Origin of the sequence: Alloalcanivorax sp., from assembly GCF_964221125.1 — a bacterium.
In the GTDB taxonomy this organism is placed as follows: domain Bacteria; phylum Pseudomonadota; class Gammaproteobacteria; order Pseudomonadales; family Alcanivoracaceae; genus Alloalcanivorax; species Alloalcanivorax venustensis.
Window position 1 is genome coordinate 1 of record NZ_CAXPXK010000126.1, and the last position, 25,617, is coordinate 25,617.

Consider the following 25,617-nt stretch of genomic DNA (forward strand, 5'->3'; position numbering starts at 1 on the left):
CTCTACTGGCATTTCATCCACCGCCACCGGCGGCGCTTCGAGAAGCACCCGCGCATGAGCATGATCTACAAAGCCTGGGGCCGCATGGCCGAGAGCAAACGGGACGCGATCCTCGCCCGCGCCGACACCCTGCTCGAGGATCCCGAACACCTTTAGGGCGCCCCTGAAGCGTGGTGAGCTTTTTTGTAGTACATTGTGGTGACTCGAACCAACAAGCCGTGACCGACCACCATGACCGACAAGCCGCGTAAAAGCCGCCGTGGAAGACGGCCGGCGCCGGAAAGTGAACGCAAGGACCGGGTGATCCAGACCCGCGTGCCCCAGGACCTGGAAGACAGCCTGCGCCACGCCGCCGAGCGGGAACGGGTAACCGTGTCCCACCTGATCCGCAATGTGCTGGAAGACAGCTTCCGGCTGGTGGACGGCATCGTCGCCGATTCCTCGCAACTGGTGGATAACGTGGCCCGGGACGCGCGCCGCCTGGCCTCCGCCGCCAAGGGCCAGGCCCGCGCGCCGGCCACTTTCGTGCCCGCCGATCAGGGCGGCACCGTGGCCCGTGCCCTGCTCGACGCCGTGGACGCCTGGCAGGAAGTGATCGTCAACAAGCCCACCCACTGCACCCAGTGCGGTGTCACCCTCTCCCGCGGGCAAAAGGCGCTGCGCGGGCTGACCACCGAGCCCGCCGCCCCGGTGGTGTGGCTGTGCCAGGACTGCCTCGACAAAGACCCCGCCGGGTAATTTTGTAACAAGTGTTCACATCGCCATTGCAAGACCGGTCCGGCTGTCCTATTTTGTAATACATTAAATGACAAGGGGCGCCCCTATGACCGTATCCCGGCAAGCCACCGACACTGCTGAACGGACCGACATGGAAAGCCACGACCGCCACTGGCCGGCGCTGAAAGCCTTCAGCGGCCACCAGCAGGACAGCGGCCTGCGCGCCTGGCTGGCGGTGATGGAAGGCACGCTCAAAGCCATCGAACGCACCGCCTGGCAGGGCCGTGAGCTGGCGCAGCAGGCGTTGTCCGCCTGGCGCGCCATTGAGAGCGGCGCCGGCGACGTGGCCGGTGAGTGCCAGGAGCTGGCCCGCGAGGCGAAGCGCTGGCCCGCCAGGCTGAAACGGCTGTCGGTGACCGGCTGGATGCTCACCCGCGTGGTGGCCAGTTACCGGCTCTGGGGCACGCGTTCGGCGTTCCTGCCCTCCAGCATGCAACAGGCGGCACTGACCGCCCTGCACCGCAAGAACGCGCGCCGCTTCCGCAAGACCTCCCTGGAACAGGGCGGCGCCTTCCTGAAGATCGGGCAGATCCTGTCCAGCCGCCCGGACCTGCTGCCCGCCGCCTGGGTGGAAGAACTGGCCCAGCTGCAGGACCAGGCCCGCCCGGAAACCTTCGAGGCGGTGCGCGCGGTTATCGAGGAGGAGTTCGGCGCCCCCCTGGAGCAACTGTTCCAGAGCTTCGATCCGCAGCCGCTGGCCGCCGCCAGCATCGGCCAGGTGCACCGTGCCCGGCTGGCTGACGGCCGCGAGGTGGCGGTGAAAATCCAGCGCCCCGGTCTGGATGAGGTCATCGAACTGGACATGACACTGTTGAAGGTGTTCATCGACAGTGTGCGCGGCGCCCTGCCGCCGATGGACTTCGACACCATCATCGGGGAAATCCAGCGTACTGTCCGCGACGAACTGGACTACCTGGGCGAAGCCGACGCCATGCGGCGGGTGCGCGCCCAGTTGGCGGCGCAACCGGCGGTCACCGTCCCCGCCACCGTGGACACCCTGTGCAGCCGGCGCGTGCTGACCAGCGAATTCATTCACGGGCGCAAGCTCACCACGGTGCTCGACGAGCACCACCAACGCGGTGACCAGGACGCCCTCAGCGGAATCCTGCACGCCCTGCTCGACGCCTGGTTCCGGCAGGTGCTGGTGGGCGGCGTGTTCCAGGCCGACCCGCACCCGGGCAACCTGATGGTCGACGACGACGGCCGCGTGGTGGTGCTCGACTTCGGCTGCACCATGACGCTGCCGGAGACCTACCGGCGCGGCTATTTCCGGGTGCTGCAGGCCGCCATTGTCGGCGAACGGACGGTGATCGCGGAGACCCTGGCGGAGCTCGGTTTCGCCACCCGCAGCGGTCGCCCGGACACCCTGCTGGCGTTCACCGACGCCCTGCTCGATCAGATACGGGTCGCCATGCTGGAAACCGGCGGCGCCGGCGCCCAGTGGCCCGGCCCGGAAGCGCTGATGGAACAGGTGCGCGCGCTGTTGATCCGCATGGAGGACGACCCGGTGGAAAAAATACCGGCGGAGTTCGTGATGCTGGCGCGGGTGTTCGGCACCCTGGGCGGCCTGTTTCTGCATTATCAGCCGCGCCTGGATATAGGCCGTCTGGTGCTGCGCTATCTCACCATGCCGGAAACACTCGGCGACGCCCCCCAGCGGGCGACGACACCTGAAACGCTTCCCTGGTGGCAGCGCTGGGGGCTGGCACCCCGGGCCTGAGTGCTAGCCCACCCAGGCGCGCTCCAGGGCCGCGCCGAGACGCTCGTTACCCCAGAACAGTTCGCCGTTCACCACGAACGACGGGGCACCGAAAATATCCCGCTGCCGGGCCGCCGCCACGTCGGCCCGGGTGCGCTCACCACCGCCTTCCGCCAGCGCCCGGTCCAGGGGCGCGCGGTCCAGCCCGGCCTGACGCAGGCACTCCTCGATCACCGTCGGCGTGGCCGGATCACGACGCTCGGCGAAGCCGGCCCGGAACACCGCCCGGCAGTACGCCGGCAGCCGGAACCCGGTGTCGATCCAGGTGGCGGTTTTGGTGGCCAGGGTGCTGTTGAACGGAAAGCGCGCGGGCCGGCGCCAGGCAATGCCCAGACGCCGGGTTTCGCGCTGCAGATCCAACCACAGGTAACGGCCCCGCGCCGGGTAAAGGTTGAAGGGCGAATCGGTCCAGCCCTGCTCGCTGAAAATCGGGCCCAGCAGGAACGGCTTCCAGACCACCCGCACGCCGGCCTCGGCGGCGGCCGGCTCAATGGTCTCCGCCGCCAGATAGGCGTACGGGCTGGCGAAATCGAACCAGAATTCCAGATCCGCCATATCAGCGCTCCCCCACTTTGACTCTTCCCCACTCGGACAGTGGGCCAAGCATTCCCCATCGGGCCGGCGTTGGCCAGCCCTCCGAAAGTACGGACGGCTCAGAAAAAGCCGGCACTGGCCGCGCCCGGCTGCTGCAGAGCGTCGGCGATCACATGCAGGGCATGCCCCAGATCCTGGCGGCTGGCGGGGCCGCCCAGGCAAAGCCGCACCGCTTCCGGCGGCTTGCCGTTAACCGCGAAGGCGTCGCTGACCACCACATTGATGCCCTGGGCGCGCAGCCGCGCGGCGAACGCCACCCGGCTCCAGGCGGGCGGCATCCGCAGCCAGACGTGGAACGCTTCCGGGTGCGATCGGTAGTCGGCGCCGGCCAGGATTTCCGCGACCAGTTCCTGGCGCGCCTGGGACTCACGGCGGGTCAGCGTCAGTGCCAGGTCGGCGGTGCCGTCCTGGACCCAGCAGGACGCCAGCGCCGCGGTGATCGGCGATGCCATCACGGTGGTGGCGCGCAAGGTTACCGCCAGCCGTGAGCGCAACCGGGCCGAGGGCAGCGCCAGGTAGGCGATGCGCAGCCCGGCCCCCAACGACTTGCTGAAACCGCACAGGTAATAGGTCAGCTCCGGGGCCAGCGCCGCCAACGCCGGCGGCCGGTGGGTGGGCAGCAGGCCGTAGGCGTCGTCCTCGATAATCGGCAGGTTATGACGGCGGGCGATCTGCACCACCCGGTGCCGGCGCTCTTCGCTCAAGGTGACCGCCGCCGGGTTGAGCAGCACCGGATTACAGTACAACGCCTTGGGATGATGTTCCGCGCACAGCTTCGCCAGCGCGTCCGGATCAATGCCGTCGTCGTCCAGCGGCACCCCCACCAAACGCAGGCCCAGCTGCCCGGCAATGGCCCGCAGCCCCGGGTAGGTCAGCGCCTCGCACAGCACCACGTCGCCGGGCCGGGCCAGGTTGCCGAGCACCGCCAGCAAGGCGCTTTGCACCCCGGGGCACACCAGCACCCGGTCCTCGCTCACCGTCAAAGGTCGCCGCTCCAGCCAGGCCACCGCCGCTTCGCGGTCCTCCATGGAGCCGCCGAATTCCTGGTAGCGCATCAACGGCTGAAGGTCCGGCCCCAGGGCGCGCAGCCCGGCTTCCATGCGCTCGCGCAGCAGCGGGTCGCGGGGTTCCGGCGGCAGGTTCATGGTCATGTCCACCGCCCGGTCGGCGCTGGCGCTGCGGCGGCTGGCGCGGCCCGGCCGGCACACGAAGGAGCCCTGCCCGACCCGCGAATAGATCAGACCACGGCGCTGCGCCTCGCCGTAGCCCCGCGACACGGTGGCGTAGTTCAGTTGCAGGGTTTCGGCCAGATCCCGCAGCGGTGGCAGGCGCTCGCCGACCCCCAGCCGGCCGGCCAGGATGTCGTCGCCGATGGCGTCGGCGATACGAATATAGACTGGCTGGCCGCTGTTCTTGAGAACCGGTCGCCAGGCCTCCTGGGATGAGGTCATAGGCACGCTCCGCGCCGGCCGGCGGCGCCTTTTCGCACTGATCGGAGCCACCCCGTGCACCAGTGTCGCTCATCAGGGTGGGCGCCGCCCGGCGCTTTGATTGGTTGCCCGCCGGCCGGTTGTTCGCGGCGCCACGGGATTCGCCGCCTATTGAGCCATAAGGGCACCGACCAATCAATCATTTCACCTCTTGATTGGCATATTGATTGCAATTGAACGGTTACGGAGCGCGGCCCCATCGGCGCCGCCTTCGGCCAACCTCAAAGCATAGGGAGACGGTTATGCCCACCGTAGAGAAAGCAGCGCATCAGAAAGGCGATTTTTTCGTCGACTACGAAGAAAAGGTGTTCGAAGACGTCAAGGCGGAGCCGGGCGAGAAAGCCCTGGTGACCTTCCATACCGTGGCGTTCGAAGGGTCCATCGGGCTGGTCAATATGTTGCAGGCCACGCGCTTGCAGCGCAAAGGGTTCGACACCTCGGTGCTGCTGTACGGCCCCGGTGTCACCCTGGGCGTGCAGCGTGGCTTCCCGACCCTGGGTGACGAGGCGTTCCCCGGCCATATGGCGGTCAACAACCAGATCACCAAGTTCATGGGGGAAGGCGGCAAGGTGTACGCCTGCCGGTTCGCGCTTCAGGCGCTGTACGGCCACGGCGAGCCTTCATTGATTGAGGGGATCAGACCAATCAATCCCCTGGACGTGCTGGACCTGGTGCTGCTGCACCGCCGGGACGGCGCCTTCATCCTCGACACCTGGACCACCTGAGGGAGCGGCGCCATGAACGAAGCCGCAACGGTACGGGCGGCGGCGGCGCAGATCGCGCCGGACCTGCGCACCCCCGGGGGCACGCTGGACAAGGTGTGCGCCACCCTCGAGGAGGCCGCCGGGCGGGGCGTGCAACTGATCGTCTTCCCGGAAACCCTGCTGCCCTACTACCCGTATTTTTCGTTCGTGCGCGCCCCGGCGTTCTCCGGCGCGGACCACCTTGCCCTCTACCAACAGGCGGTGACGGTGCCCGGCCCGGAGTTGGACCGGGTCGCCGCCCTCGCCGCCCGCCATTCGATGGTGGTGGTGCTGGGCGTCAACGAACGGGACCGGGGCACGCTCTACAACACCCAGGTGGTGTTCGACCGCGACGGCCGCCTGCTGCTCAAGCGCCGCAAGATCACGCCCACCTACCACGAGCGCATGATCTGGGGCCAGGGCGACGCCAGCGGCCTGAAGGTGGTGGACAGCGGCGTCGGGCGCATCGGCGCCCTGGCCTGCTGGGAACACTACAACCCCCTGGCCCGCTACGCGCTGATGACCCAGCACGAGGAAATCCACTGCGCCCAGTTTCCCGGTTCCATGGTCGGCCAGGTGTTCGCCGACCAGATCGAGGCGGCGATGCGCCACCATGCGGCGGAATCCGGCTGTTTCGTGGTCAACGCCACCGGCTGGCTGGAGGACCACCAGATTGAATCAATCACCGACGACCCGGCCCAGCAAAAGGCCCTGCGCGGCGGCTGCATGACCATGATCGTGTCCCCGGAAGGCAAGGTACTGGGTGAGCCGATCACCGAAGGCGAAGGCCTGTGCGTGGCCGACCTGGACATGGCGCTGATTCTGAAACGCAAACGGATGATGGATTCGGTGGGCCACTACGCCCGCCCGGAACTGCTCAGCCTGATGATCGACCGACGGCCGGCGGCCACCTGGCACGACGTCCCGAAACCGGACGACCAGGCGCCCACCGTGGCCACTTTCCAATCTCCGTCCGAGAGGAGCGATAGCGATGACCGCGAGCAAAGCGTTGTCCACCGAACAGCTCATCAATGAGCTGCAGACCCGCGGCGTACGCCTGGAGGACGCCGGCCACGGCGCCCCCAGCCGGCGCGGCGGCGCCGGCCCCTCGGACCACAAGGCGCTATCGATCGATGGCCGGGTGGTGATGATCCCGGTGCACACCGCCGGCGCCGATCAGTCACCGTACAGCCTGGGCACCGCCGGCGACGACGGCGGCGCCCTGTCCCGGGAGGGCCGGGAAATCGCCCGGCTGGCGTTCACCCCGACACCGCGCTTTTACGACCTGCGCACCGACGATGGCGTGCCCTATTCGCACATCGCCACCCTGCACGGTAAGGACGTGCTCGCCACCACCGTGCTGCAAACCTGCATCCGCTATAACAACCGCAAGGTCTCCTGCCAGTTCTGCGCCATCGAGCAGTCGCTCAAGGAGGGCCGCACCATCGCTCATAAAACCCCGGCGCAGCTGGCCGAGGTGGCGCGGGCGGCGGTGGCGCTGGACGGCGTCAAACATATGGTGATGACCACCGGCACCCCCAACCTGCGGGACCGGGGCGCGCGCATCCTGTGCGACAGCGCCGCCGCCGTCACCGCCGCCGTGGACCTGCCGATCCAGGCGCAATGCGAGCCGCCGGACGACCCGGCCTGGTTCCGGCGCCTGCGCGACAGCGGCGTGGCCAGCCTGGGCATGCACCTGGAAATCGCCACCCCGGCGCTGCGCGAAAAAATCATGCCCAGCAAGGCCTCGGTGAGCCTGGCGCAGTACATGGACGCCTTCGCCGAGGCGGTGGCGGTGTTCGGGCGCGGCCAGGTCAGCACCTATTTGCTGGCCGGACTGGGCGACACCCCGGAAACCACCCTGGCGCTTTGCCGGCGGCTGATCGAGCTGGGCGTTTACCCGTTCGTGGTGCCGTTCGTGCCGATCTCCGGCACACCGTTGGCGAACCATCCGTCGCCGTCGTCCGCTCACATGGCCAGCATCCTGGAACCGCTGGCGACCATGCTGCGCGACGGCGACCTGCGTTCCCGTGACATCAAGGCCGGCTGCGGACGCTGCGGCGCCTGCTCGTCGCTGTCGACCTTCGAGGACGCGTCGACGGATATGGAGAGCCTGCCATGATCCTGGAACCGGTCACCCCGTTCCGCCCCCGGGAGTACGCCGTCAAAGTGGCGGACCAGGCCTGGGAGCAGCGTGCCGCCGCCGCGCTGCGCCGCCGCGTGTTCTGCCAGGAGCAGGGGCTGTTCCAGGACCACGACCGGGACGCCCTGGACCAACACGCCACCACCCTGGTGGCGCTCTCCTACCTGGCCGGCGGCCCGGACGAGGTGGTCGGCACGGTGCGCATCCACAGCGACCGGCCCGGCATCTGGTACGGCTCCCGGCTGGCGGTGGCGCCGGGCTACCGGCGCGACGCCCATCTGGGCAGCGCCCTGATCCGGCTGGCGGTGGGCAGCGCCCATGCGCGCGGCTGTAACGCTTTTTTCGCCACCGTGCAGGCCGCCAACCAGGCCCTGTTCGAAAGCCTGCACTGGCGCACCCTGCGTAGTCTCGACCTGCACGGCAGGCCGCACGTGCTGATGCGCGCCGATCTGGCCCACTATCCGCCGGTGCACGGTGGCACCCTGCCGCTGGTGGCGGTGGGCAGGAGGGCCTCATGACCCTCACCGCCCTGATGGACGCCCTGCGTGACAGCCCGGCGTTCCAGCACAAGCAGGATATCGCGCCGATGCTGCGCGACCTGGAGGCCGCGCACGGCGCCGTGCCGGTGGGCGACGACTGCGCCGTCCTGGCCGACGGCGACGGCTACCTGCTGTTCGCCATTGAAGGCTTCCTCAACGGCTTCGTGGCGCGGGACCCGGATTTCGCCGGCTATTGCGGGGTGATGGTCAACGTCAGCGACATCTACGCCATGGGCGGCCGGCCCACGGCGGTGGTGGACGCGCTGTGGAGCGCCGGCGCCGATCAGGCGGACGCGATCATGGCGGGGCTGCGCCGGGCCGCCGGCAAATACCAGGTGCCGGTGGTGGGCGGCCACAGCAACGCCCACAACGACCGGGCGCAGTTGTCGGTGGCCATTATCGGCCGCGCCAAACGCCTGCTCACCAGTTTCGATGCCCGGCCCGGCGACCATTTGATGGTGGCCTGCGACCTGCGCGGCGCCTATCGGCCGGCCGCCCCCGGCGAACCGGACAGCCACAACTGGGACGCCAGCAGCGACGCCCCCGGCGAGCGGCTGCGCGGCGACCTGGAGCTGTTGCCGCTGATCGCCGAGCGCGGCCTGTGCCGCGCCGCCAAGGACATCAGCATGGCCAGCTTCGTGGGCACCACCCTGATGTTGCTGGAGTGCTCCGGCGTAGGCGGCCACCTGGCACTGAACGCCCTGCCCCGGCCCGCCGATGTGCCCCTGGCGCGCTGGCTGAGCACCTTCCCCAGCTACGGCTTCGTGCTGGCGGTGCCCGAGGCCCACCGCGACGCGGTCACCGGCCTGTTCCGCCAGCGCGATCTGGCGATCGCCGACGTGGGCCGGGTGCACCCCGGCCACCGTCTCACCCTCTCCCTGGAGGAAGAAGCCGGCCTGTTCTGGGATCTGGGGCGCACCCCTTTTATCGGCGCGCCCGCCCTTCAATCCGCTATTCAACCCGAGCCTGGAGCCCACCATGCCCGAAGTGCATTTTGACGTCCGCTGGCCGGACCAGAGCGAAAGCCATTGTTATTCCCCTTCCACCGTGATCCACGACTATCTGCGCAGCGGCGAAGACTACCCGCTGCCGGAATTCCTGCGCCTCAGCCGCGAGGCGCTGACCCTGGCCGCGGACCGGGTGGAACAAAAGTTCGGTTTCCGCTGCAGCAGCGCGGAAACCCAATTGCTGGCGATCGAAACCCGGGGCCGGCAGTTCGCCGGTGTCGAGGACGCCCGCGTCACCGTCACCCGCATTGGCTGACACTTAATCAATGAAAGGAGCCACCATGACCACGCCCTTTTTCGCAGGACAGCACTACCCGGTGATCGTGGTGGGCGGCGGCCAGGCCGGCCTGTCCGCCAGCTACTGGCTGTGCCGCCATGACATCGACCATCTGGTGCTGGAAAAGCACCAGGCCTTCCACGCCTGGAAAAACGAACGCTGGGACAGCTTCTCCCTGGTCACGCCGAACTGGCAGTGCCGGCTGCCCGGCCACCCCTATGACGGCGACGACCCGGACGGCTTCATGGTCAAGGACCAGATCGTCGCCTGGATGGAGCGCTTCCGGGCCGCCTTTTCGCCGCCGCTGCGGGAAGGCGTCACCGTGCAGGAGGTCACGCCGCGATCCGGCGGCGGCTACCGTGTGCGCACCGACCGGGGCGCGCTGAGCGCCGACCGGGTGATCATGGCGGTGAGCGTCTACCACCAGCCCAAGGTGCCGCCCTGCGCCGACGCCCTGCCCGACCACCTGACCCAGCTGGACGCCTCCGCCTATCGTAATCCGGACGCCCTGCCCGAGGGACCGGTGCTGGTGGTGGGCACCGGCCAGTCCGGCTGCCAGATCGCCGAGGACCTGCACCTGGCCGGCCGCGAGGTGCACCTGGCGGTGGGCCCCGCGCCGCGGGTCTCGCGCTTCTACCGGGGCCGCGACGTGGTCGCCTGGCTGGACGACATGGGCCACTACCGCATGCCGGTGCGCGAGCACCTCAGCGAGGATCAGGTCAAAGCCAAGGCCAACCACTACGTCACCGGGCGCGACGGCGGCCGCGACATTGATCTGCGCCGCTTCGCCCTGGAAGGCATGCGCCTGTACGGGCGCCTGGAAGACCTGGAAGGCGGCCGGATTCTGTTCGGCCACGACCTCAGGGAAAATCTCGACAACGCCGACGCCACCAACGCCCGCATCAAGGCCAGCATCGACGAGCATATCGCGCGGCACAACATCGACGCGCCGCCGGAAGCGCCCTACCGCCCGGTGTGGGAGCCGGCACCGGACCATCCCACCCGCCTGGATCTGGACGCCACCGGCATCACCACGGTGATCTGGTGCATCGGCTACGCGCCGGATTTCAGCTGGATCAAGGTGCCGGCCGCCTTCGACGACAGCGGCTACCCGAAACACGAGCGCGGCGTCACCGCCAGCCCCGGCCTCTACTTCCTGGGCCTGCCCTGGCAGCACACCTGGGGCTCCGGACGCATCTACGCCATCGCCGAGGACGCCGAGCATGTGGTCACCCACCTGGCTGATGAGCTCTGTGGGAGCGGGCCCGCCCGCGAAAGGCCGGAAACACCGGCCGGCAGGATCCCAGAGGCCGATAAAGCAGAACACCAGTAAGGTCTCTGGTATCCCGCCGGGTGGCTGGCGCCACCCTTTCGCGGGCAAGGCCCGCTCGCACAAGGCCACAAAGAATTGCCGGGAGCAATTCTTAACGTCGCACCAGCGACGGCCCGCAGGGTGGCCGCCAGGGATGGCGGCCATAAAAAAGCCCCGCCGAAAGGCGGGGCCGAAGAATACAGAACAGGACTGAAACGGCGGCACCGAAAGTGGCCGGTGCCGCCGGGTTGGCTTACTTGAAGATTTCGCCTTTCTCGGCTTTTTCCACCAGCGATTTGGGCGGCGTGAACCGCTCGCCGTAGGTGTCGGCCAGTTCCTGGGCACGGGCCACGAAGCCGCGCAGGCCGCCGTCGTACTGGTTCATGTACTGAACCACGCCGCCGGTCCAGGCCGGGAAGCCGATGCCGAAGATGGAACCGATGTTGGTGTCGCCCACCGATTCGATCACGCCTTCGTCGAAGCACTTCACGGTTTCGATGGCTTCGGCGAACAGCATGCGCTCCTGCATGTCCTGGAACGGAATCGCTTCTTTTTCTCCGAACTGTTCTTTCAGGCCCGGCCAGAGGTGCGCCTTGCCGTTTTCCGGATACTCGTAGAAGCCCTTGCCGTCCAGCTTGCCGGGGCGGTCCAGTTCGCGAACCATCTTCTCCATCACCGCCAGGGCGGGATGGGCCTGGTTGGCGCCTTCGCCTTTGCTGGCCGCTTCCTTGTACTCATCGGCGATCTTCAACGACAGCTTCATGTTGATTTCGTCGATCAGCTTGAGCGCGCCCACCGGGTAGCCGGCCTGGGTGGCGGCCTGCTCGATGGAGTTGGCGTTCTGGCCTTCACCGACCATGGCGATGGCTTCGTTGATGAAGGTGCCGATCACGCGGCTGGTGAAGAAACCGCGGGAATCGTTGACCACGATCGGCGTCTTCTTGATCTGCAGGGTGTAGTCGAACACCTTGGCGAGCACTTCATCACTGGTGTTTTCACCACGGATGATTTCCACCAGCGGCATTTTTTCCACCGGGCTGAAGAAGTGGATGCCGATGAAGTTTTCCTGCTTCTTCACGCCTTTGGCGAGGCCGGTGATCGGCAGCGTGGAGGTGTTGGAACCCAGTACCGCATCGGGTTTGACCACGTCTTCCACTTCCTGGAACACCTTGTGCTTGAGCTCGGTGTTCTCGAACACGGCCTCGACGATGAAGTCCACGCCTTCCAGGTCCGCCGGATCGGCGGTGGGGGTGATGCGCGCGAGAATTTCTTCTTTCTTCTCTTTGCTCATCTTGCCCTTGGACACTTCCTTGTCGAGCAGCTTGGCGGAATACGCCTTGCCCTTCTCGGCGTTCTCGGTGGAAATATCCTTGAGCACCACCTGGGCGCCGGAGCGCGCGGTGACGTAGGCGATGCCCGCGCCCATCATGCCCGCGCCCAGCACCGCCACTTTTTCGGCCTTGAACTTGGGCACGTCGTTGGGACGGCTGGCGCCGGCGTTGATCGCCTGCAGGTTAAAGAAGAAGGCGGTGATCATGTTCTTGGAAACCTGGCCGCAGGCCAGTTCCACGAAGTAACGGCCTTCGATGGTGAGGGCGTCGTCGAAGCTCACCTGGGCGCCTTCCACGGCGGCCGCCATGATGTTGCGCGGTGCCGGGTAGTTGGCGCCTTTCAGCTGCTTGCGCAGGTTGGCCGGGAACGCCGGCAGGTTCTGCGCCATGGCAGGGGTGCTGGGGGTGCCGCCGGGGATCTTGTAGCCTTTTTCGTCCCAGGGTTGCTTGGACTTGGGGTTGGCTTTGATCCACTCGCGGGCCTTGGCCAGCATCTCTTCCTGGCTGTCCACCACCTCGTCGATGATGCCCACGGATTTGGCTTTTTCCACTTTCAGCCGCTGGCCTTGCATCAGCACCTGCATCAGGGCGTTCTGGATGCCCAGCATGCGCACGCTGCGCACCACGCCGCCGGCGCCGGGCAGCAGGCCCAGGCTGACTTCCGGGAAGCCAAATTGCGCTTTCGGATTGTTCAGCGCGATACGACGGTGGCAGGCCAGCGCGATTTCCAGACCGCCGCCCAGGGCGGTGCCGTTGAGCGCCGCGACCACAGGTTTGCCCAGGGTTTCCAGGCGGCGCAGTTGCGCCTTGCCGGCTTCCACGCCCTTGGCGAATTCGGCGGCGTGTTCCGGGGTCACTTTGATCAGGTCATTGAGGTCGCCGCCGGCGAAGAAGGTGCTTTTCGCGGAGGTGACGATGACGCCGGCGATCTGGTCTTTTTCTTTCTCCAGACGGGCGACCATCTCTTCCATGGAACGCATGTAGCGCTCGTTCATGGTGTTGGCGGACTGCTGGGGATCGTCCAGGATCAGGGTAACGATGTTATCCGCGTCCTGTTCCCAGCGGATGGTTGATTCACTCATATTCTTTCTCCGAATCCGTTGGGTTTACAGACGCTCGATAATGGTGGCGATGCCCATGCCGCCGCCCACGCACAGGGTGCACAGGGCGAATTTCTTATCACGGCGTTCCAGTTCGTCGAGCGCGGTGCCCAGGATCATGGCGCCGGTGGCGCCCAGCGGGTGGCCCATGGCGATGGCGCCGCCGTTGACGTTGACCTTGTCGTGGTCGAGGCCCATGTCACGCATGAAACGCATCGCCACGGAGGCGAAGGCTTCGTTGATTTCCACCAGATCCATCTGATCCACGGTCATGCCGGCTTTCTTCAGTACCTTGCGGCAGGCCGGCGCGGGGCCGGTGAGCATGATGGTGGCGTCGGCGCCGCTGATCGCGGTGGCGACGATGCGCCCGCGCGGCTTCATGCCATAGTCCTTGCCCACCTGCTCGTTGCCCAGCACCACCAGGGCGGCGCCGTCGACGATGCCGGAGGAGTTACCGCCGGTGTGCACGTGGTTGATCTTCTCCACGTGGTGGTATTTCTGCAGGGCCACGGCGTCGAAGCCGCCCATTTCGCCCATCACTTCGAAGGACGGGTTGAGGTTGCCCAGCACGTCGGCGGTGGTGCCGGCGCGCACGTGCTCGTCGCGGTCCAGCACGGTCATGCCGTTGCGGTCCTTGACCGGTACCACGGAGCGCTGGAAGTAGCCTTTTTCCCAGGCGTTGGCGGCACGGGCCTGGGATTCGGCGGCGAACTCGTCCACGTCGCGGCGGGAAAAGCCCTCGATGGTGGCGATCAGATCGGCGCCGATGCCCTGCGGCACGAAGCCGGTTTCATAGTTGGTGATCGGGTCCATGGCCCAGGCACCGCCGTCGGAGCCCATGGGAATGCGGCTCATGGCTTCCACGCCACCGGCGAGAATCAGATCGTCCCACCCGGAGGCGACTTTCTGGGCACCGGTGTTCACCGCTTCCAGGCCGGAGGCGCAGAAACGGTTGAGCTGGTAACCGGCCACGGTATCGGGCAGGCCCGCCGCCAGCGCGGCGGTCTTGGCGATACAGGCGCCCTGGTCGCCCACCGGAGTGACCACGCCGAGCAGCACGTCGTCGATGCGGTTCACATCCATATCGGGGAAACGGCCGCGAACTTCGTCGATCAGGCCGACCACCAGGTCCAGCGGTTTAACGGTGTGCAGTGAGCCGTCCCGCTTACCCCGGCCACGCGGGGTACGGATAGCGTCATAAATATAGGCTTCGGTCATGTAACCTTCCTCTCGCCTTGGGCCAATGCCGGCGGCGCCCGCGAATCGGGAGCGCCGGCTCCTGTGAAAATCAGGCGCTCAGAGTGCCCCACCGGCGGCGCCTCAACAATGACAGGAGTGCTCAACGGCCCTGAGCGGAAAGGACACGCCCTTTCCGATAACGCCCGCGCCGGCGGCGGCACGGCCATTGCGGGCCCGGGCGACAGGCCCTAGCGTAGCGTCAACCGATCAAGGAGTTACCCATGTCCCCACCCCTGCCCCGCACCCTGGATGTCGCCCGTTCCCTGGCCTCGACGCTGGCCCAGCAAGGCCGTGGCATCGCCACCCGCCCGGCCGGCCGGCAACCCGCCGAGCCGCTGGAGCTGTATGACATGGAGGGCTGCCCGTTCTGCCGTCTGGTGCGCGAAGCGCTCACCGACCTGGACCTGGACGTGCTGATCTACCCTTGCCCCAAGGGCGGCGACCGCTACCGGCCGCTGGTGGAAAGGCTCGGTGGCAAGCAACTGTTCCCTTATCTGATGGACCCCAATACCGGCGTGGACCTGTACGAGTCCGCCGATATTATCGATTACCTGTACCGCGAGTACGGCGGTCGCCCGGCGCCCGCCGCCTGGCGTCTGCGTACCTTGCGCACGGCCAGTTCGTTCGCCGCGTCGCTACCGCGTGGCGGGCGCGGTCTGCGCAGCCAGGACAGCGAGCCGGCCAAGGAACCGTTGATTCTTTATTCCTTCGAGGCCAGCCCGTTCGCGCGGCTGGTGCGCGAACGCCTGTGCGAGCTGCAGCTGCCGTTCCTGGTGCGCCAGTGCGGGCGGGATCAATGGCAGGACTGGCTGTTGCCGCAGGTGCGCGCGGCGCTTGATATGGACTACCAGCCGAGCCAGCGCCACCGCCAGGAACTGGTGGCCCGCACCGGCCGGGTGGCGATTCCCTATCTGATTGATCCCAATACCGGCGAAGAACACTTTGAGTCCGGACACATTCTTGACTACCTGGAGGAAACCTACGCGCGTTAAATAACAACGCGGCCTTCTCCGGGACCGCTTTCGGTGCTATATAAGACTCAGTTTATTGCGATATCGATATTGCGACATAGCCACTGTGATATAGAGAGTACCGAACATGAGTCGTCGCCAATTTGATGACTACGACGCCCAGGAATGGCGGGAAGAACACGAGCGGGCCGACAAGGAACGTCGTAAACGGGAAGCCAAGAAACAGCGCCATCACCTGGATGATGACGACACGGCTCCCGCGGGACGGTCCCGACCCCAGCGCGACACGCACTGACCTTTTCCGTCCCCGCTGAGGCACACCCCAGGGAACATGCCCGCATGCGCCCTGGCTCCCCTTTGATGTGTCGTCTTGGTAGGATTGGGTCTCACACTTCTTTCAAGGAGAGGGGCCATGGCCGACTTCGACGATGATTTATTCCGTCAGGAAATGACCGGTGTGGCGCCTCTCAAGGAAGACGACCGGGTGCGCGACTTCCGTCGCGGTGAGCCCACGTTGACCCAGCGCCTGCGCCGCGCCTCCGCGGTGGCCCGCCCGGACCGCGATCCCAACCCGCTGACCCTGCCCGACCAGGTCCCCCAGGCCGGCCCCTACGATATTGTCGGTTTGAAGAAGAACGGCGTGCAGGAAGGCGTCTACCGCAAGCTGCGTCTGGGCAAGTACGAGCCCCAGGCGACCCTGGATCTGCACCGGGTACGCCTGGTGGAGGCCCGCGACCGGGTCTATCTGTTTATCCAGGAATCCCAGCAGAACGGGCTGCGCACGGTGCTGATCAGCCACGGCAAGGGCGAGCACAGCGAGCGCCCGGCGCTATTGAAAAGCTATGTGCTGTTCTGGCTGGAGCAGTTCGAGCAGGTGCTGGCGTTTCACAGCGCGCCGGCCAACCGGGGCGGCGCCGGCGTGACGCTGGCGCTGCTGCGCAAGTCCACCGGCGCCAGCCAGAAAACCCGGGAATTCTTCCACGAACGCAGCCGCGCCCAGCGCTAGCGGCTGACCCGGTTCATGCCGTTGATCGCCGCCACCCGGTAGCCCTCCGCCATGGTCGGGTAATTGAAGGTGGTGTCGACGAAATAATGCAGGGTGTTGTTGGGGGCGGGCTGGCGCATCACCGCCTGCCCCACATGGACGATTTCCATGGCCTGGTAACCGAAGCAGTGAATCCCCAGCACTTCCAGCGTTTCCCGGTGGAACAGGATTTTCAGCATGCCCACCCGCTCGCCGGTGATCTGTGCCCGCGCCAGATTCTTGAAAAACGCCTGGCCCACTTCGTAGGGCACACGGGCCTCGGTGAGCTCCTGTTCGGTGCGGCCCACGGAGCTGATGCCGGGAATGGTATAGATACCGGTGGGCACGTCGGTGACCTGTTTCACCGGGCCGCCCTCGACGATGCCCTGGGCGCAGAACCGGCCCTGGTCGTAGGAGGCACTGGCCAATGACGGCCAGCCGATCACGTCGCCCACCGCGTAAACGCCGGCCACTTCCGTCTGATAGCGCTCGTCCACCGCCAGTTGGCCACGGCTGTTGGGCTTGAGGCCCAGGTTTTCCAGGCCGATGTTCTGGGTGTTGCCCGAGCGGCCGTTGCTCCACATCAAGGCGTCGGCGCGCAGCCGTTTGCCGGAGCGCAGCACCAGCGTCACGCCGTCATCGTCCGCCTCGATATGGGTGTATTCCTCACTGTGGCGGATGGTGGCGCCCTGGTCGCGCAGGTGGTAACTGAGCGCGTCGGAGATTTCCGCGTCGAGGAAATCGAGCAGATGCTGACGGTTATTGACCAGGTCCACGCGAATGCCCAGGCCGGTGAACAGGCAGCTGTATTCGCAGCCGATCACGCCGGCGCCGTAGACGATCATATTGCGCGGCGTGTGCTTCATTTCCAGGATGGTGTCGGAGTCGTAGATACGCGGGTGGTCGAAGTCCACGTCCGCCGGGCGGTACGGCCGCGAGCCGGTGGCGATCAGAATGTTGCGGGTGCGCAGGGACCACTGGCGGCCGGCCTGGTCGTCCACCCGCACTTCACCGGCGCTTTCGATACGGCCCTGGCCGTTAAACAAACGCACCCGGTTGCGCACGTAAAAATCGGTGCGCACCTGCACCTGGCTGTCCACCACTTCGCGGGAACGCTGAATCAGATCCTGCCAGCGCACCTGGCGCGGGCTGATCAGCCCGCGAAGCAACGGGTTGCGCTGCGAGCGCACCACCTGACGCACCTGGTGGCGCAGCGCCTTGGAGGGAATCGTGCCCCAGTGGGTGCAGTTGCCGCCCATCTGGTCGTCACGGTCGACCATGGCGACGCGCAGGCCCCCTTTGGCCGCCTGCATGGCGGCGGCTTCCCCGGCCGGGCCGCTGCCCAGCACCACTAGATCCCATCCGGAGCTGATATCCATAACTGGCTGTTACCTCCCGCATCGCCCGCGCCTCCCCGGGAGGCGCCTTGATAAATACTTGACCGAGACCGTGATAGTCTGGAACTTCTTTACAGTATCGCCGCACGCGAACTGCCCGCAGCGAACCGAAGGAGCCGATCTATGGAAACGGACCCCTATGACACCCGGCACTCATCGTCCCCACTGGGGCGCACCGCGCGCGGCGCCGGCGGCTGGCTGCGCCGTCATCCGCTGGGCGCGCTGCAGATTCTGCTGCTGATCCTGGTGTTGATCGTGATCGCCCAGAACCTGGAAACCACCTCCATCGACGTGCTGTTCTGGACCCTGGCGAGCCTGCCCAAACTGGTGCTGATTCTGATCAGCATGGTGGTCGGCGCTCTGGTCTGGGAAGGGCTGCGCCGCAAGCTGCTCAAGCCGGACCGGGCGCGCGGCGCCACGGTCACCAGCCGAACACATCCTTGACGAAAGGAATGGTCAGCGCCCGCTGGCGGGCCAGGGCCACCCGGTCCAGGGTGGCCAGCCGCTGAATCAGGGCCGCCGGCGCCCGCTCGCTGCGCAGCACCATGAAGCGGGCCACGTCGCCGCCCAGCTTGAGGCCGCGCTCGTTGGCGCGCTCGATCAGCAGGGTCACCAGGTCGTCCTCTTCCAGGGGCTGCAGCCGGAACACCGGGCCGGCGGCCAACCGCGTGGCCAGGTCCGGCAGGCCCCAGGGCACGCCGCCCGGCGAGGCGCCGGCGCTGAACAGCAGGGTGCCGCCCAGGGCCATCACCCGGTGATAGAGGTGGAAAAGCGCTTCCTCCCACTCCCGGTGGCCGGCGAACAGATCCACGTCGTCCACCGCCAGCAGCTGAAACTGCTCCATGGATTCCAGCACGTCCGGCACCAACGGCAGCAGTTCGGCGGCGGGCAGCAGGCAGGCGTCGCGGCCCTGCTCCTGGGCCCGGCGCACCGCCCCTTCGAGCAAATGGCTGCGGCCCTGGCCGGCGGCGCTCCACACGAACACCTGACGCTCGTCGCCGTCGCCGGCGGCGGACACCGTGGCCCAGGCGGCGCGGTTCGGCCCGGCGTGGAAGTTCTCCAGAGCGTGGCCTTCGCGCAGCTCAAGGGCGAGGGGCAGTTGACCGGTCACGGGCGGCTAGCGGAAACAGAACGTGGGTGATTCGGCGGCCGGCTCCTCGCATTCGCTGAGCCCCTCCACGCCGGTGACGCTGCGTATCAATTGCGAGCGACCGCCGGCGAAATCCACCTCGAACTGAACTCGGTCGTCACTGGCCACCCGCAGCGCCACCGAGCGCATCAGCCCCAGATCGGACAGCGCCTGGCGCAGCCGCTGCCAGTCGGTCAGGCTTTGAACGCCGCGCACGGTGATCCAGCCGGAGCGGTCCACCAGCGCGTCGCCGGCCGGCTCGGAGGGCTCGCCATCGTCGGCCCCATCGCCGCCGTCGCCGGCGCCGGAACGCACCGAGTAACGCTCGGCGATGCGGTCGGCGATCACATCCACCAGGCGGTCCAGGGCGGCGCCGCTGTCGTCGGCGCGGTCGCGGCTGCTGGCCACGGCATCGCCGTCCTGCAGCAAACGCCAGTTCAGGGTGGTGGCGCCGCCCTGGCCGCTGTCGTAGAGCACCGCCGTGGCCACCCAGTCGGTCTCGTAACGGCGGGAAGCCTGCAGCAGCGGGCCGTCGAAGCGGCCGCGAATATCGGCCACGGCGACCGTGTCCCGGTCGCGCTGGTCCCACTCGGGCAGCGTCAGGGAGACGCCGCGGCGGGCCGCCGCCGAAGTGAGTTTTTCCGCCAGCGGTTCGCCGGCCGCCACCATGCGGCCCTGGCCAGTGCCTTCCGATACCAGCCACACCAGTACCGGCGGCCGCTCGCCGCTCCATACCGGCGCGCCCTGGTCGGACAAATGGCGCACCAGCGCGCGGTCGTCGAACACCGCGTTCAGGCGCGGCGGCGTGCCGCCGTCGTAGGCGTAGCGCATCAACCAGCGCGACGGGTCCTCGAGAACGCCGGCGACGCCGGGCAGATCCGCCACCTGGTCGCGGCCGGTGAGCCGCCGGATCACCGTTTCCAGGCCCTGCCGCAGTGCCTGCTCACGGGCCTCCGCGCCCCGTGGTTGCTCGCCCTCCAGGGGCACCGACACTTCGCCGGCATCGGCGGCGAACACGGGGGAAACGCACAGAAACCCGACAATCAGGCCTAACAGCAAGCGATACATCGAACCATTCCGAATCAGAGAACTTCAGGGCGCGACATTATCACTGATATGGCCGGCGCTGGCGAATATCCACTCGCCGGTTCCCCCGCAGGGACGGCGGTTGCTAGAATAGCGCGCCCTCACCTTCCTGGAGCCTGCCATGAGCGAACAAAAACGGCCGCTGACGTACCGCGACGCCGGCGTGGACATCGATGCCGGTAATGACCTGGTCAAGCGCATCGGCCCGATAGCCAAGCGAACCCTGCGCCCGGAAGTGATGGGCGGCCTGGGCGGCTTCGGCGCGCTCTGTGCCCTGCCCGAGGGCTACAAGAACCCGGTGCTGGTGGCCGGCACCGACGGCGTCGGCACCAAGCTGCGTCTGGCCATGGAACACGACAGCCACGACACCGTGGGCATCGACCTGGTGGCGATGTGCGTCAACGACCTGGTGGTGGGCGGCGCGGAGCCGCTGTTCTTCCTCGACTACTACGCCACCGGCAAGCTGGACGTGGACACCGCCGCGCGGGTGGTCTCCGGCATCGGTGAGGGTTGCGAGCAGGCCGGCTGCGCGCTGATCGGCGGCGAGACCGCGGAAATGCCCGGCATGTACGAGGGCGAGGACTACGACCTGGCCGGCTTCTGCGTCGGCGTGGTGGAGCGCGACGGCATCATCGACGGCAGCAAGGTGGCGCCCGGCGACACCATCATCGGCCTGGGCGCGTCCGGCCCGCATTCCAACGGCTACTCCCTGGTGCGGCGTATTCTCGAGCAGGCCGACGACACCGATGACCTGGACGGCAAGCCGCTGATGGAGCACCTGCTGGCGCCCACCCGCATTTACGTGAAAAGCCTGCTGGAGCTGATCAAGCAGGTGCCGGTGCACGCCCTGGCGCACATCACCGGCGGCGGCCTGCCGGAAAACCTGCCGCGGGTGCTGCCCAACGGCACCCGGGCGGTGATCGACACCCAGTCCTGGCAGTGGCCGGCGGTGTTCCGCTGGCTCCAGGAGCAGGGCCAGGTGCCGACCAACGAAATGTACCGCACCTTCAACTGCGGCGTCGGCATGGTGGTGGTGGTGCCCCGGGAGCAGGTGGACCAGACCCTGGCCTTACTGGCCGCGGGCGGCGAGGACGCCTTCGTGATCGGTGCCATTCACGCCAGCGACAATGACCAACCCGAAGTGTCCCTGGAAGGCCTGGCGTCATGACCCACCGGCTTGCGGTGCTGATCAGCGGCACCGGTTCCAACCTGCAAGCCATTCTTGACGCCATCGACGCCGGGGAACTGCCCGCCCGGGTCAGCCTGGTGCTGAGCAACAAGGCCGGCGCCGCCGGCCTGGCCCGCGCCGAGCGGGCCGGCGTGCCGGCGCAGGCGATCGACCACCGGGGCTTCCCGGACCGCGCCAGTTTCGACCAGGCGATGATCGAGGTCATCGACGCCCACGGCGCCGATACCGTGGTGCTGGCCGGGTTCATGCGCATCCTCAGCCCCGGCTTCGTGCGCCACTACCAGGGCCGGCTGATCAACATCCACCCTTCCCTGCTGCCCAAGTATCCGGGGCTCAATACCCATGCCCGGGCGCTGGAAGCCGGCGACCACGAGCACGGCTGCTCGCTGCATTTCGTCACCGACGAGCTGGACGGCGGCCCGCTGATCGCCCAGGCCCGTTTCCCGGTGGCGGCGAACGATACCGCCGAAACCCTGTCAGAAAAGGTTCAAGCGCAAGAACATCGCTTGTACCCTCAAGTGTTGCGCTGGCGTGCGCAGCAGCGCTTACAGATGACCGACCAGGGAGTGGAACTGGATGGCGAACGCCTGCCCCCGCAGGGCTTTCAGATGGACACGCACGGCTAGCCTGCTGCTCGCCGGCCTGCTGGCCGCGACCCCGGCTTTGGCGGAATCCCCGGTGCAAAGCTTCAACACCCAATACCGGCTGAAAGCCGCCGGCTTCCCGTTCACCGTGGGCGCACAGCGCACCCTCTCCAAGGCCGGCGGTGAGCGCTGGGAAATGGAAGTGTCGGCCAGTAATTTTCTCGGCGAAATCCGCGAAACCTCGGTGTTCACCTGGCAGGGTTGTCTGCCCGTGACCCAGTACTACGGCTACCACCGGGAAGGCCTGGGCCGGGTCAAGGCGGCGGAGTTGCGTATCACGGACAAGCAGGCCACCAGCGAACGCACCGACCACGAGCCCTACCGCTACGCGGTGGACGAGCCGGCCACCGACAAGATCGCCCTGACCCTGGCGTTGCAGTGCCGCCTGGCCCGTGGCGACCGGGACATCACCCTCAACGTGGCCGACGAGCGCGGCGTGGAAAAACAGCGCTTCCAGGTGGAAGGCCGGGAAACGCTGGAAATCGACGGCAAGGACCTGGCCACCGTGAAGGTGCGGCGGCTGCGCGAAGCGGACAGTGAGCGGCAAACCTGGCTGTGGTTCGCTCCCGGGAGCGATTACACCCTGGTGCAACTGGTTCAGGAAAACGACGATGGCCGCCACGTCATGAACCTGGAGAGCCTGCCATGAGATACCTGAGCGGCCTGGCCCTGCTGGTGACGGCAAGCCTGTTACCGGTGCTGGCGGCGGGCGCTTCGCTGCCGCCCTTCTCCGCCGAATACCGCATCTACGTCAATAAAATCCCCACCCCGATCAAGGCCGACCTGGTGCTGGAGCCGGCCAGCGGCGAAGACCGCTACCACATGCGCTTCGAAGCCCATTCCTGGCTGCTCAACAACCGCGAGGAAAGCTGGTTCCACTGGAACGACTGCGCGCCCCGCACCGAACGCTACACCCACGAGTTCAAGGGCTTCGGCAAGCACCGTTACCACGACACCGATTTCAACTGGGAACAGGGCCGGGCGGTGAGCGAATCGGATTCCGGCGAGGAGTCCTTCCCGATTCCCGACCAGGCGTTGGATGAGCTCAGCATGCTGCTGCGCGCGCGCTGCGTGTTCGCCACCGGCGACAAGGAATACAGCGCCACCAGTGTGTACGGTGACGATATCCGCGAGCATCACTTCATCGTTATCGACCGGGAAACCATCGACACGCCGATGGGCGATCTGGACACCCTGGTGGTGGAAAAGAAACGGGAAGAAGACAAGGAAGAGAGCCGCCGCACCCTGTTCTGGGTGGCCCCGGAGGTGGGCTACATGGTGGTCAAAGCGCGCCACATTGAAAGCGCGCTGTTGCACGGGGAACTGATCATGACCGAATACAACGGCCCCACGCCCTAGGCCGGATCAGGTGCGCGGCAAGGTGACGCCGCGCTGGCCCTGGTATTTACCGCCGCGATCCTTGTACGACGTCTCGCACTCTTCATCGGATTCCAGGAACAGCATCTGCGCCACGCCCTCGTGGGCGTAGATGCGCGCCGGCAGATTGGTGGTGTTGGAAAACTCCAGCGTCACGTGCCCTTCCCACTCCGGCTCCAGCGGCGTCACGTTGACGATGATGCCGCAGCGCGCGTAGGTGGATTTGCCCAGGCAGATGGTCAGCACACTGCGCGGAATCCGGAAGTACTCCACGGTGCGCGCCAGGGCAAAGGAGTTGGGCGGAATGGTGCAGTAGTCGCCCTTGATGTCGACGAAGCTTTTCTCGTCGAAATGCTTGGGGTCCACGGTGGCCGAATGAATATTGGTGAACACCTTGAATTCGTCGGCGCAGCGCACGTCATAGCCGTAGCTGGAGACCCCGTAGGAAATCAGTTTTTCGCCATTGGCATCGGTACGCACCTGGCCTGCCTGGAACGGCTCGATCATGCCGTGTTCGGTGGCCATGCGGGTGATCCAGCGGTCGGACTTGATGCTCATTGGAATCCTTTATCGGTTCGGCAACCCTAAACGGTGAATGGTACCCGGAATCAGTGCTGCATCACCACCTTGGGAAACGCACGCCGCCCTTCGCGGGTCAGGGACAGGCGCGCCGCCATGCGCCGCGCGGTATCCAGATACAAGCGGGCCTCGGCGCTGTCCGGGTCCGCCGCCACGGTGGGCGTGCCGCCGTCCGCCTGCTCACGAATACGCAGCGACAGCGGCAGCGAGCCCAGCACCGGGGTATCGTAATCGCGGCCCATGCGGTCGGCGCCGCCCTGGCCGAACACGTGCTCTTCGTGGCCGCAGTTGGAGCAGATGTGCACCGCCATGTTCTCGACGATGCCCAGCACGCCGATGTCCACCTTGCGGAACATCTCCACGCCTTTGACCGCGTCCAGCAGCGCGATGTCCTGGGGCGTGGTGACCACCACCGCCCCGGCCACCGGAATTTTCTGGGCCAGAGTCAACTGGATGTCGCCGGTGCCCGGCGGCAGGTCGACGATCAGATAATCCAGATCGTGCCACAGCGTCTGCTGCATCATCTGGGTGAGCGCGCCGCTGGCCTTGGGCCCGCGCCACACCACCGGAGTCTGCTCGGTGACCAGGTAGCCCATGGACATGGTCTGAATGCCGTGCGCCATCACCGGCACGAAGGCGTTGCCGTCGCGGGTTTCCGGGCGGGTGCCCTTGGGCAGGCCGAGCATGATCGGCTGGCTGGGCCCGAAGATATCCGCGTCCAGCAGGCCCACCTTGGCGCCCTCCGCGTGCAACGCCAGCGCCAGGTTCACGGCGGTGGTGGATTTGCCCACCCCGCCCTTGCCGGAGGCCACCGCGATCACATTGGCCGCCTGCATCATCGCCGGCATGTCGTGCTGGGCGCGGTGCGGTTTAATACGCACCGACAGGTCCAGCACCAGCTCACGGCCTTCCAGCAGCGGGCTCACCCGCTCTTCGATCTCCCGGCGCAGCGCCGGCAACCGCGAGGCGCAGGGGTAGCCGGGGTGCACCGCCAGACGCACACGCCCTTCCTGTTCCTCGATTTCCGTCACCGTACCGGCGGAAACCAGGTCGACGCCGAGTTCCTCGGGGATGATTTCACCCAGGGATTGTCTAATCGCCTGCTCAATACGCGTCATGGTACCTCCTGCAACTCAGGAGGGGATGATAGAGTTAGCGCAGTCCACAACCAAGGGCCGTACGCACTTAATCACAAGGAGTCACACCCATGAGGAACACCGCCCACCTTTTGACCGGCCTGCTGGCCGTACTGGCGCTCACCGCCTGCGGCGGCAACGGCCAGCCGCTCGCCGACCGCGATACCGTCAGCGTATCCGGCGAGGGCACCATCAAGGCGCGCCCGGACATCTTTAATCTGGTGGCCGTGGCCCGCGAGCGCGGCGACGACGTGTCCGCCATGAAGGACGAGGTGGACCGGCAAGTGCAGGCGATGCTGGATCTTGCCGAGCAGTTGCAGATCGACGACAAGCACATCACCGCCAGCGACATCCAGATCGCCCCGGAATGGGAGTATCAGCCGGAACGCAAACTGATCGGCCATCAGGTGAGCCGCGAAGTGAGCTTCCGCACCTCCGGCGTGGAACGCTACGCGGAACTGGCGGACGGCCTCGCCGGCCTGGGCCTGAAGGAAGTGCGTCCTGGCGGCACTGAAATCAGCAACGCCAACGAGCTGGCCAACCAGGCCCTGGAAAAGGCGGTGCGCGCCGCCCGTGAAAAGGCCGAAATACTGGCCCGGGCCGCCGGCCGCGAGCTGGGTGAGGCGATGCAGATCAACGCCCAGGGCTATAACGTCCCCGGTCCGATGCCGATGCGCGCCGCCATGGCCAAGGAAGACGCCTCGCAAAGCTACCGCCCCGGCGAGCAGGACGTGACCGCCAGCGTTCAAATCACCTTCCAACTGAACTGATCAC

The 25,617-nt window shown here is 66.9% G+C and carries 27 protein-coding genes; 18 read left to right on the top strand and 9 right to left on the bottom strand.

All coding sequences use genetic code 11. The annotated features are described in order from the left end of the window. Positions 1–231 precede the first annotated feature (231 nt). Together ACEQZD_RS14585 and ACEQZD_RS14590 are read left to right on the top strand one after the other, a co-directional pair. The gene (locus ACEQZD_RS14585) at positions 232–738 is read left to right on the top strand and encodes a hypothetical protein (protein WP_370186307.1); all 507 of its coding nucleotides are present in this window, start codon (positions 232–234) and stop codon (positions 736–738) included. Between the two features lie 85 nt (positions 739–823). After that, on the top strand, positions 824–2,497 hold the full coding sequence (locus ACEQZD_RS14590; RefSeq protein ID WP_370186309.1) for an ABC1 kinase family protein: 1,674 nt from the start codon (positions 824–826) through the stop codon (positions 2,495–2,497). Between the two features lie 3 nt (positions 2,498–2,500). Here ACEQZD_RS14590 and ACEQZD_RS14595 read toward each other — a convergent pair whose 3' ends face one another. Both ACEQZD_RS14595 and ACEQZD_RS14600 read right to left on the bottom strand, forming a co-directional pair. Further along, on the bottom strand, positions 2,501–3,091 hold the full coding sequence (locus tag ACEQZD_RS14595) for a 2-hydroxychromene-2-carboxylate isomerase (protein WP_214011798.1): 591 nt from the start codon (positions 3,089–3,091) through the stop codon (positions 2,501–2,503). 98 nt (positions 3,092–3,189) lie between these two features. Beyond that, the gene (locus ACEQZD_RS14600) at positions 3,190–4,581 is read right to left on the bottom strand and encodes a PLP-dependent aminotransferase family protein (protein WP_335629773.1); all 1,392 of its coding nucleotides are present in this window, start codon (positions 4,579–4,581) and stop codon (positions 3,190–3,192) included. Between the two features lie 281 nt (positions 4,582–4,862). On the opposite strand from ACEQZD_RS14600, the gene ACEQZD_RS14605 reads away from it, so the two are divergent. From ACEQZD_RS14605 to ACEQZD_RS14635, 7 genes are read left to right on the top strand one after another with little or no spacing between them, the layout of a single operon-like run. After that, positions 4,863–5,345: an MSMEG_0572/Sll0783 family nitrogen starvation response protein gene (locus ACEQZD_RS14605; protein ID WP_142949073.1), complete on the top strand. Its 483-nt coding sequence runs from the start codon at positions 4,863–4,865 to the stop codon at positions 5,343–5,345. 12 nt (positions 5,346–5,357) lie between these two features. Next, complete coding sequence (locus ACEQZD_RS14610) at positions 5,358–6,398, top strand: Nit6803 family nitrilase (RefSeq protein WP_335629774.1); 1,041 nt, start codon at positions 5,358–5,360, stop codon at positions 6,396–6,398. Next, positions 6,355–7,485, top strand: coding sequence for an MSMEG_0568 family radical SAM protein (locus ACEQZD_RS14615; protein WP_370186311.1), 1,131 nt, complete (start codon positions 6,355–6,357; stop codon positions 7,483–7,485). Before ACEQZD_RS14610 ends, ACEQZD_RS14615 begins: the two co-directional genes overlap by 44 nt. After that, positions 7,482–8,024 (top strand): MSMEG_0567/Sll0786 family nitrogen starvation N-acetyltransferase, encoded by a 543-nt coding sequence (locus ACEQZD_RS14620; protein WP_335629776.1) that lies wholly within the window; start codon positions 7,482–7,484, stop codon positions 8,022–8,024. Before ACEQZD_RS14615 ends, ACEQZD_RS14620 begins: the two co-directional genes overlap by 4 nt. Continuing rightward, positions 8,021–9,043 carry a sll0787 family AIR synthase-like protein gene (locus tag ACEQZD_RS14625; protein ID WP_370186313.1) on the top strand — a complete coding sequence of 341 codons (1,023 nt, stop codon included), beginning with the start codon at positions 8,021–8,023 and terminating at the stop codon, positions 9,041–9,043. The genes ACEQZD_RS14620 and ACEQZD_RS14625 overlap by 4 nt, the downstream gene beginning before the upstream one ends. Then, entirely contained in the window at positions 9,024–9,308 is a 285-nt protein-coding gene (locus ACEQZD_RS14630; protein ID WP_142949077.1) for an MSMEG_0570 family nitrogen starvation response protein, read from the top strand. The genes ACEQZD_RS14625 and ACEQZD_RS14630 overlap by 20 nt, the downstream gene beginning before the upstream one ends. 25 nt (positions 9,309–9,333) lie before the next feature. Next, complete coding sequence (locus ACEQZD_RS14635) at positions 9,334–10,662, top strand: MSMEG_0569 family flavin-dependent oxidoreductase (protein ID WP_370186315.1); 1,329 nt, start codon at positions 9,334–9,336, stop codon at positions 10,660–10,662. 232 nt (positions 10,663–10,894) lie between these two features. On the opposite strand, the gene ACEQZD_RS14640 is transcribed toward ACEQZD_RS14635, so the two are convergent. Together ACEQZD_RS14640 and ACEQZD_RS14645 are read right to left on the bottom strand one after the other, a co-directional pair. Continuing rightward, positions 10,895–13,054 (bottom strand): 3-hydroxyacyl-CoA dehydrogenase NAD-binding domain-containing protein, encoded by a 2,160-nt coding sequence (locus ACEQZD_RS14640; RefSeq protein WP_370186317.1) that lies wholly within the window; start codon positions 13,052–13,054, stop codon positions 10,895–10,897. Between the two features lie 24 nt (positions 13,055–13,078). After that, a complete protein-coding gene (locus tag ACEQZD_RS14645) occupies positions 13,079–14,290 on the bottom strand; it encodes an acetyl-CoA C-acetyltransferase (RefSeq protein WP_335629780.1) in 1,212 nt (403 codons plus the stop codon). A 242-nt stretch (positions 14,291–14,532) separates the two neighbouring features. Between ACEQZD_RS14645 and ACEQZD_RS14650 the strand changes: the two genes are divergently transcribed. The 3 genes from ACEQZD_RS14650 to smrA all read left to right on the top strand — a co-directional run bounded on the left by ACEQZD_RS14650 (position 14,533) and on the right by smrA (position 16,288). Beyond that, positions 14,533–15,303: a glutathione S-transferase N-terminal domain-containing protein gene (locus ACEQZD_RS14650; RefSeq protein WP_335629781.1), complete on the top strand. Its 771-nt coding sequence runs from the start codon at positions 14,533–14,535 to the stop codon at positions 15,301–15,303. Between the two features lie 106 nt (positions 15,304–15,409). Beyond that, entirely contained in the window at positions 15,410–15,577 is a 168-nt protein-coding gene (locus ACEQZD_RS14655; RefSeq protein WP_214011807.1) for a hypothetical protein, read from the top strand. 117 nt (positions 15,578–15,694) lie between these two features. After that, positions 15,695–16,288: a DNA endonuclease SmrA gene (gene smrA / locus ACEQZD_RS14660; RefSeq protein WP_335629782.1), complete on the top strand. Its 594-nt coding sequence runs from the start codon at positions 15,695–15,697 to the stop codon at positions 16,286–16,288. Here the strand turns inward: smrA and sthA are convergent. Then, positions 16,285–17,685 carry a Si-specific NAD(P)(+) transhydrogenase gene (gene sthA, locus ACEQZD_RS14665; protein ID WP_142949082.1) on the bottom strand — a complete coding sequence of 467 codons (1,401 nt, stop codon included), beginning with the start codon at positions 17,683–17,685 and terminating at the stop codon, positions 16,285–16,287. The two genes, smrA and sthA, sit on opposite strands and share 4 nt — an antisense overlap. Positions 17,686–17,826: 141 nt before the next feature. Here sthA and ACEQZD_RS14670 point away from each other — a divergent pair, with 141 nt between their 5' ends. After that, positions 17,827–18,147: a hypothetical protein gene (locus tag ACEQZD_RS14670; protein ID WP_142949083.1), complete on the top strand. Its 321-nt coding sequence runs from the start codon at positions 17,827–17,829 to the stop codon at positions 18,145–18,147. Here ACEQZD_RS14670 and hda read toward each other — a convergent pair. Together hda and ACEQZD_RS14680 are read right to left on the bottom strand one after the other, a co-directional pair. Continuing rightward, positions 18,125–18,814, bottom strand: a complete 690-nt coding sequence (hda, locus tag ACEQZD_RS14675) for a DnaA regulatory inactivator Hda (RefSeq protein WP_370186320.1) — start codon at positions 18,812–18,814, stop codon at positions 18,125–18,127. The genes ACEQZD_RS14670 and hda overlap by 23 nt on opposite strands. Positions 18,815–18,820: 6 nt before the next feature. Beyond that, positions 18,821–19,900, bottom strand: a complete 1,080-nt coding sequence (locus ACEQZD_RS14680) for a DUF2066 domain-containing protein (protein ID WP_335629784.1) — start codon at positions 19,898–19,900, stop codon at positions 18,821–18,823. A gap of 139 nt (positions 19,901–20,039) precedes the next feature. On the opposite strand from ACEQZD_RS14680, the gene purM reads away from it, so the two are divergent. Genes purM through ACEQZD_RS14700 form a run of 4 tightly spaced genes read left to right on the top strand, consistent with a single transcriptional unit; the run spans position 20,040 to position 23,110 of the window. After that, complete coding sequence (gene purM, locus ACEQZD_RS14685; protein WP_370186322.1) at positions 20,040–21,086, top strand: phosphoribosylformylglycinamidine cyclo-ligase; 1,047 nt, start codon at positions 20,040–20,042, stop codon at positions 21,084–21,086. After that, complete coding sequence (gene purN / locus ACEQZD_RS14690) at positions 21,083–21,733, top strand: phosphoribosylglycinamide formyltransferase (protein ID WP_214011814.1); 651 nt, start codon at positions 21,083–21,085, stop codon at positions 21,731–21,733. The genes purM and purN overlap by 4 nt, the downstream gene beginning before the upstream one ends. Next, positions 21,684–22,400 carry a DUF3108 domain-containing protein gene (locus tag ACEQZD_RS14695; protein ID WP_370186324.1) on the top strand — a complete coding sequence of 239 codons (717 nt, stop codon included), beginning with the start codon at positions 21,684–21,686 and terminating at the stop codon, positions 22,398–22,400. Before purN ends, ACEQZD_RS14695 begins: the two co-directional genes overlap by 50 nt. Continuing rightward, positions 22,397–23,110, top strand: coding sequence for a DUF3108 domain-containing protein (locus ACEQZD_RS14700; RefSeq protein ID WP_335629786.1), 714 nt, complete (start codon positions 22,397–22,399; stop codon positions 23,108–23,110). The genes ACEQZD_RS14695 and ACEQZD_RS14700 overlap by 4 nt, the downstream gene beginning before the upstream one ends. A 6-nt stretch (positions 23,111–23,116) precedes the next feature. Here the strand turns inward: ACEQZD_RS14700 and dcd are convergent, their stop codons facing one another. Together dcd and apbC are read right to left on the bottom strand one after the other, a co-directional pair. Next, the gene (gene dcd / locus ACEQZD_RS14705; protein WP_214011817.1) at positions 23,117–23,686 is read right to left on the bottom strand and encodes a dCTP deaminase; all 570 of its coding nucleotides are present in this window, start codon (positions 23,684–23,686) and stop codon (positions 23,117–23,119) included. 50 nt (positions 23,687–23,736) lie between these two features. Next, the gene (gene apbC, locus ACEQZD_RS14710) at positions 23,737–24,825 is read right to left on the bottom strand and encodes an iron-sulfur cluster carrier protein ApbC (RefSeq protein WP_335629787.1); all 1,089 of its coding nucleotides are present in this window, start codon (positions 24,823–24,825) and stop codon (positions 23,737–23,739) included. Between the two features lie 89 nt (positions 24,826–24,914). Between apbC and ACEQZD_RS14715 the strand changes: the two genes are divergently transcribed. Continuing rightward, the gene (locus tag ACEQZD_RS14715) at positions 24,915–25,613 is read left to right on the top strand and encodes an SIMPL domain-containing protein (protein WP_335629788.1); all 699 of its coding nucleotides are present in this window, start codon (positions 24,915–24,917) and stop codon (positions 25,611–25,613) included. Positions 25,614–25,617 lie beyond the last annotated feature (4 nt).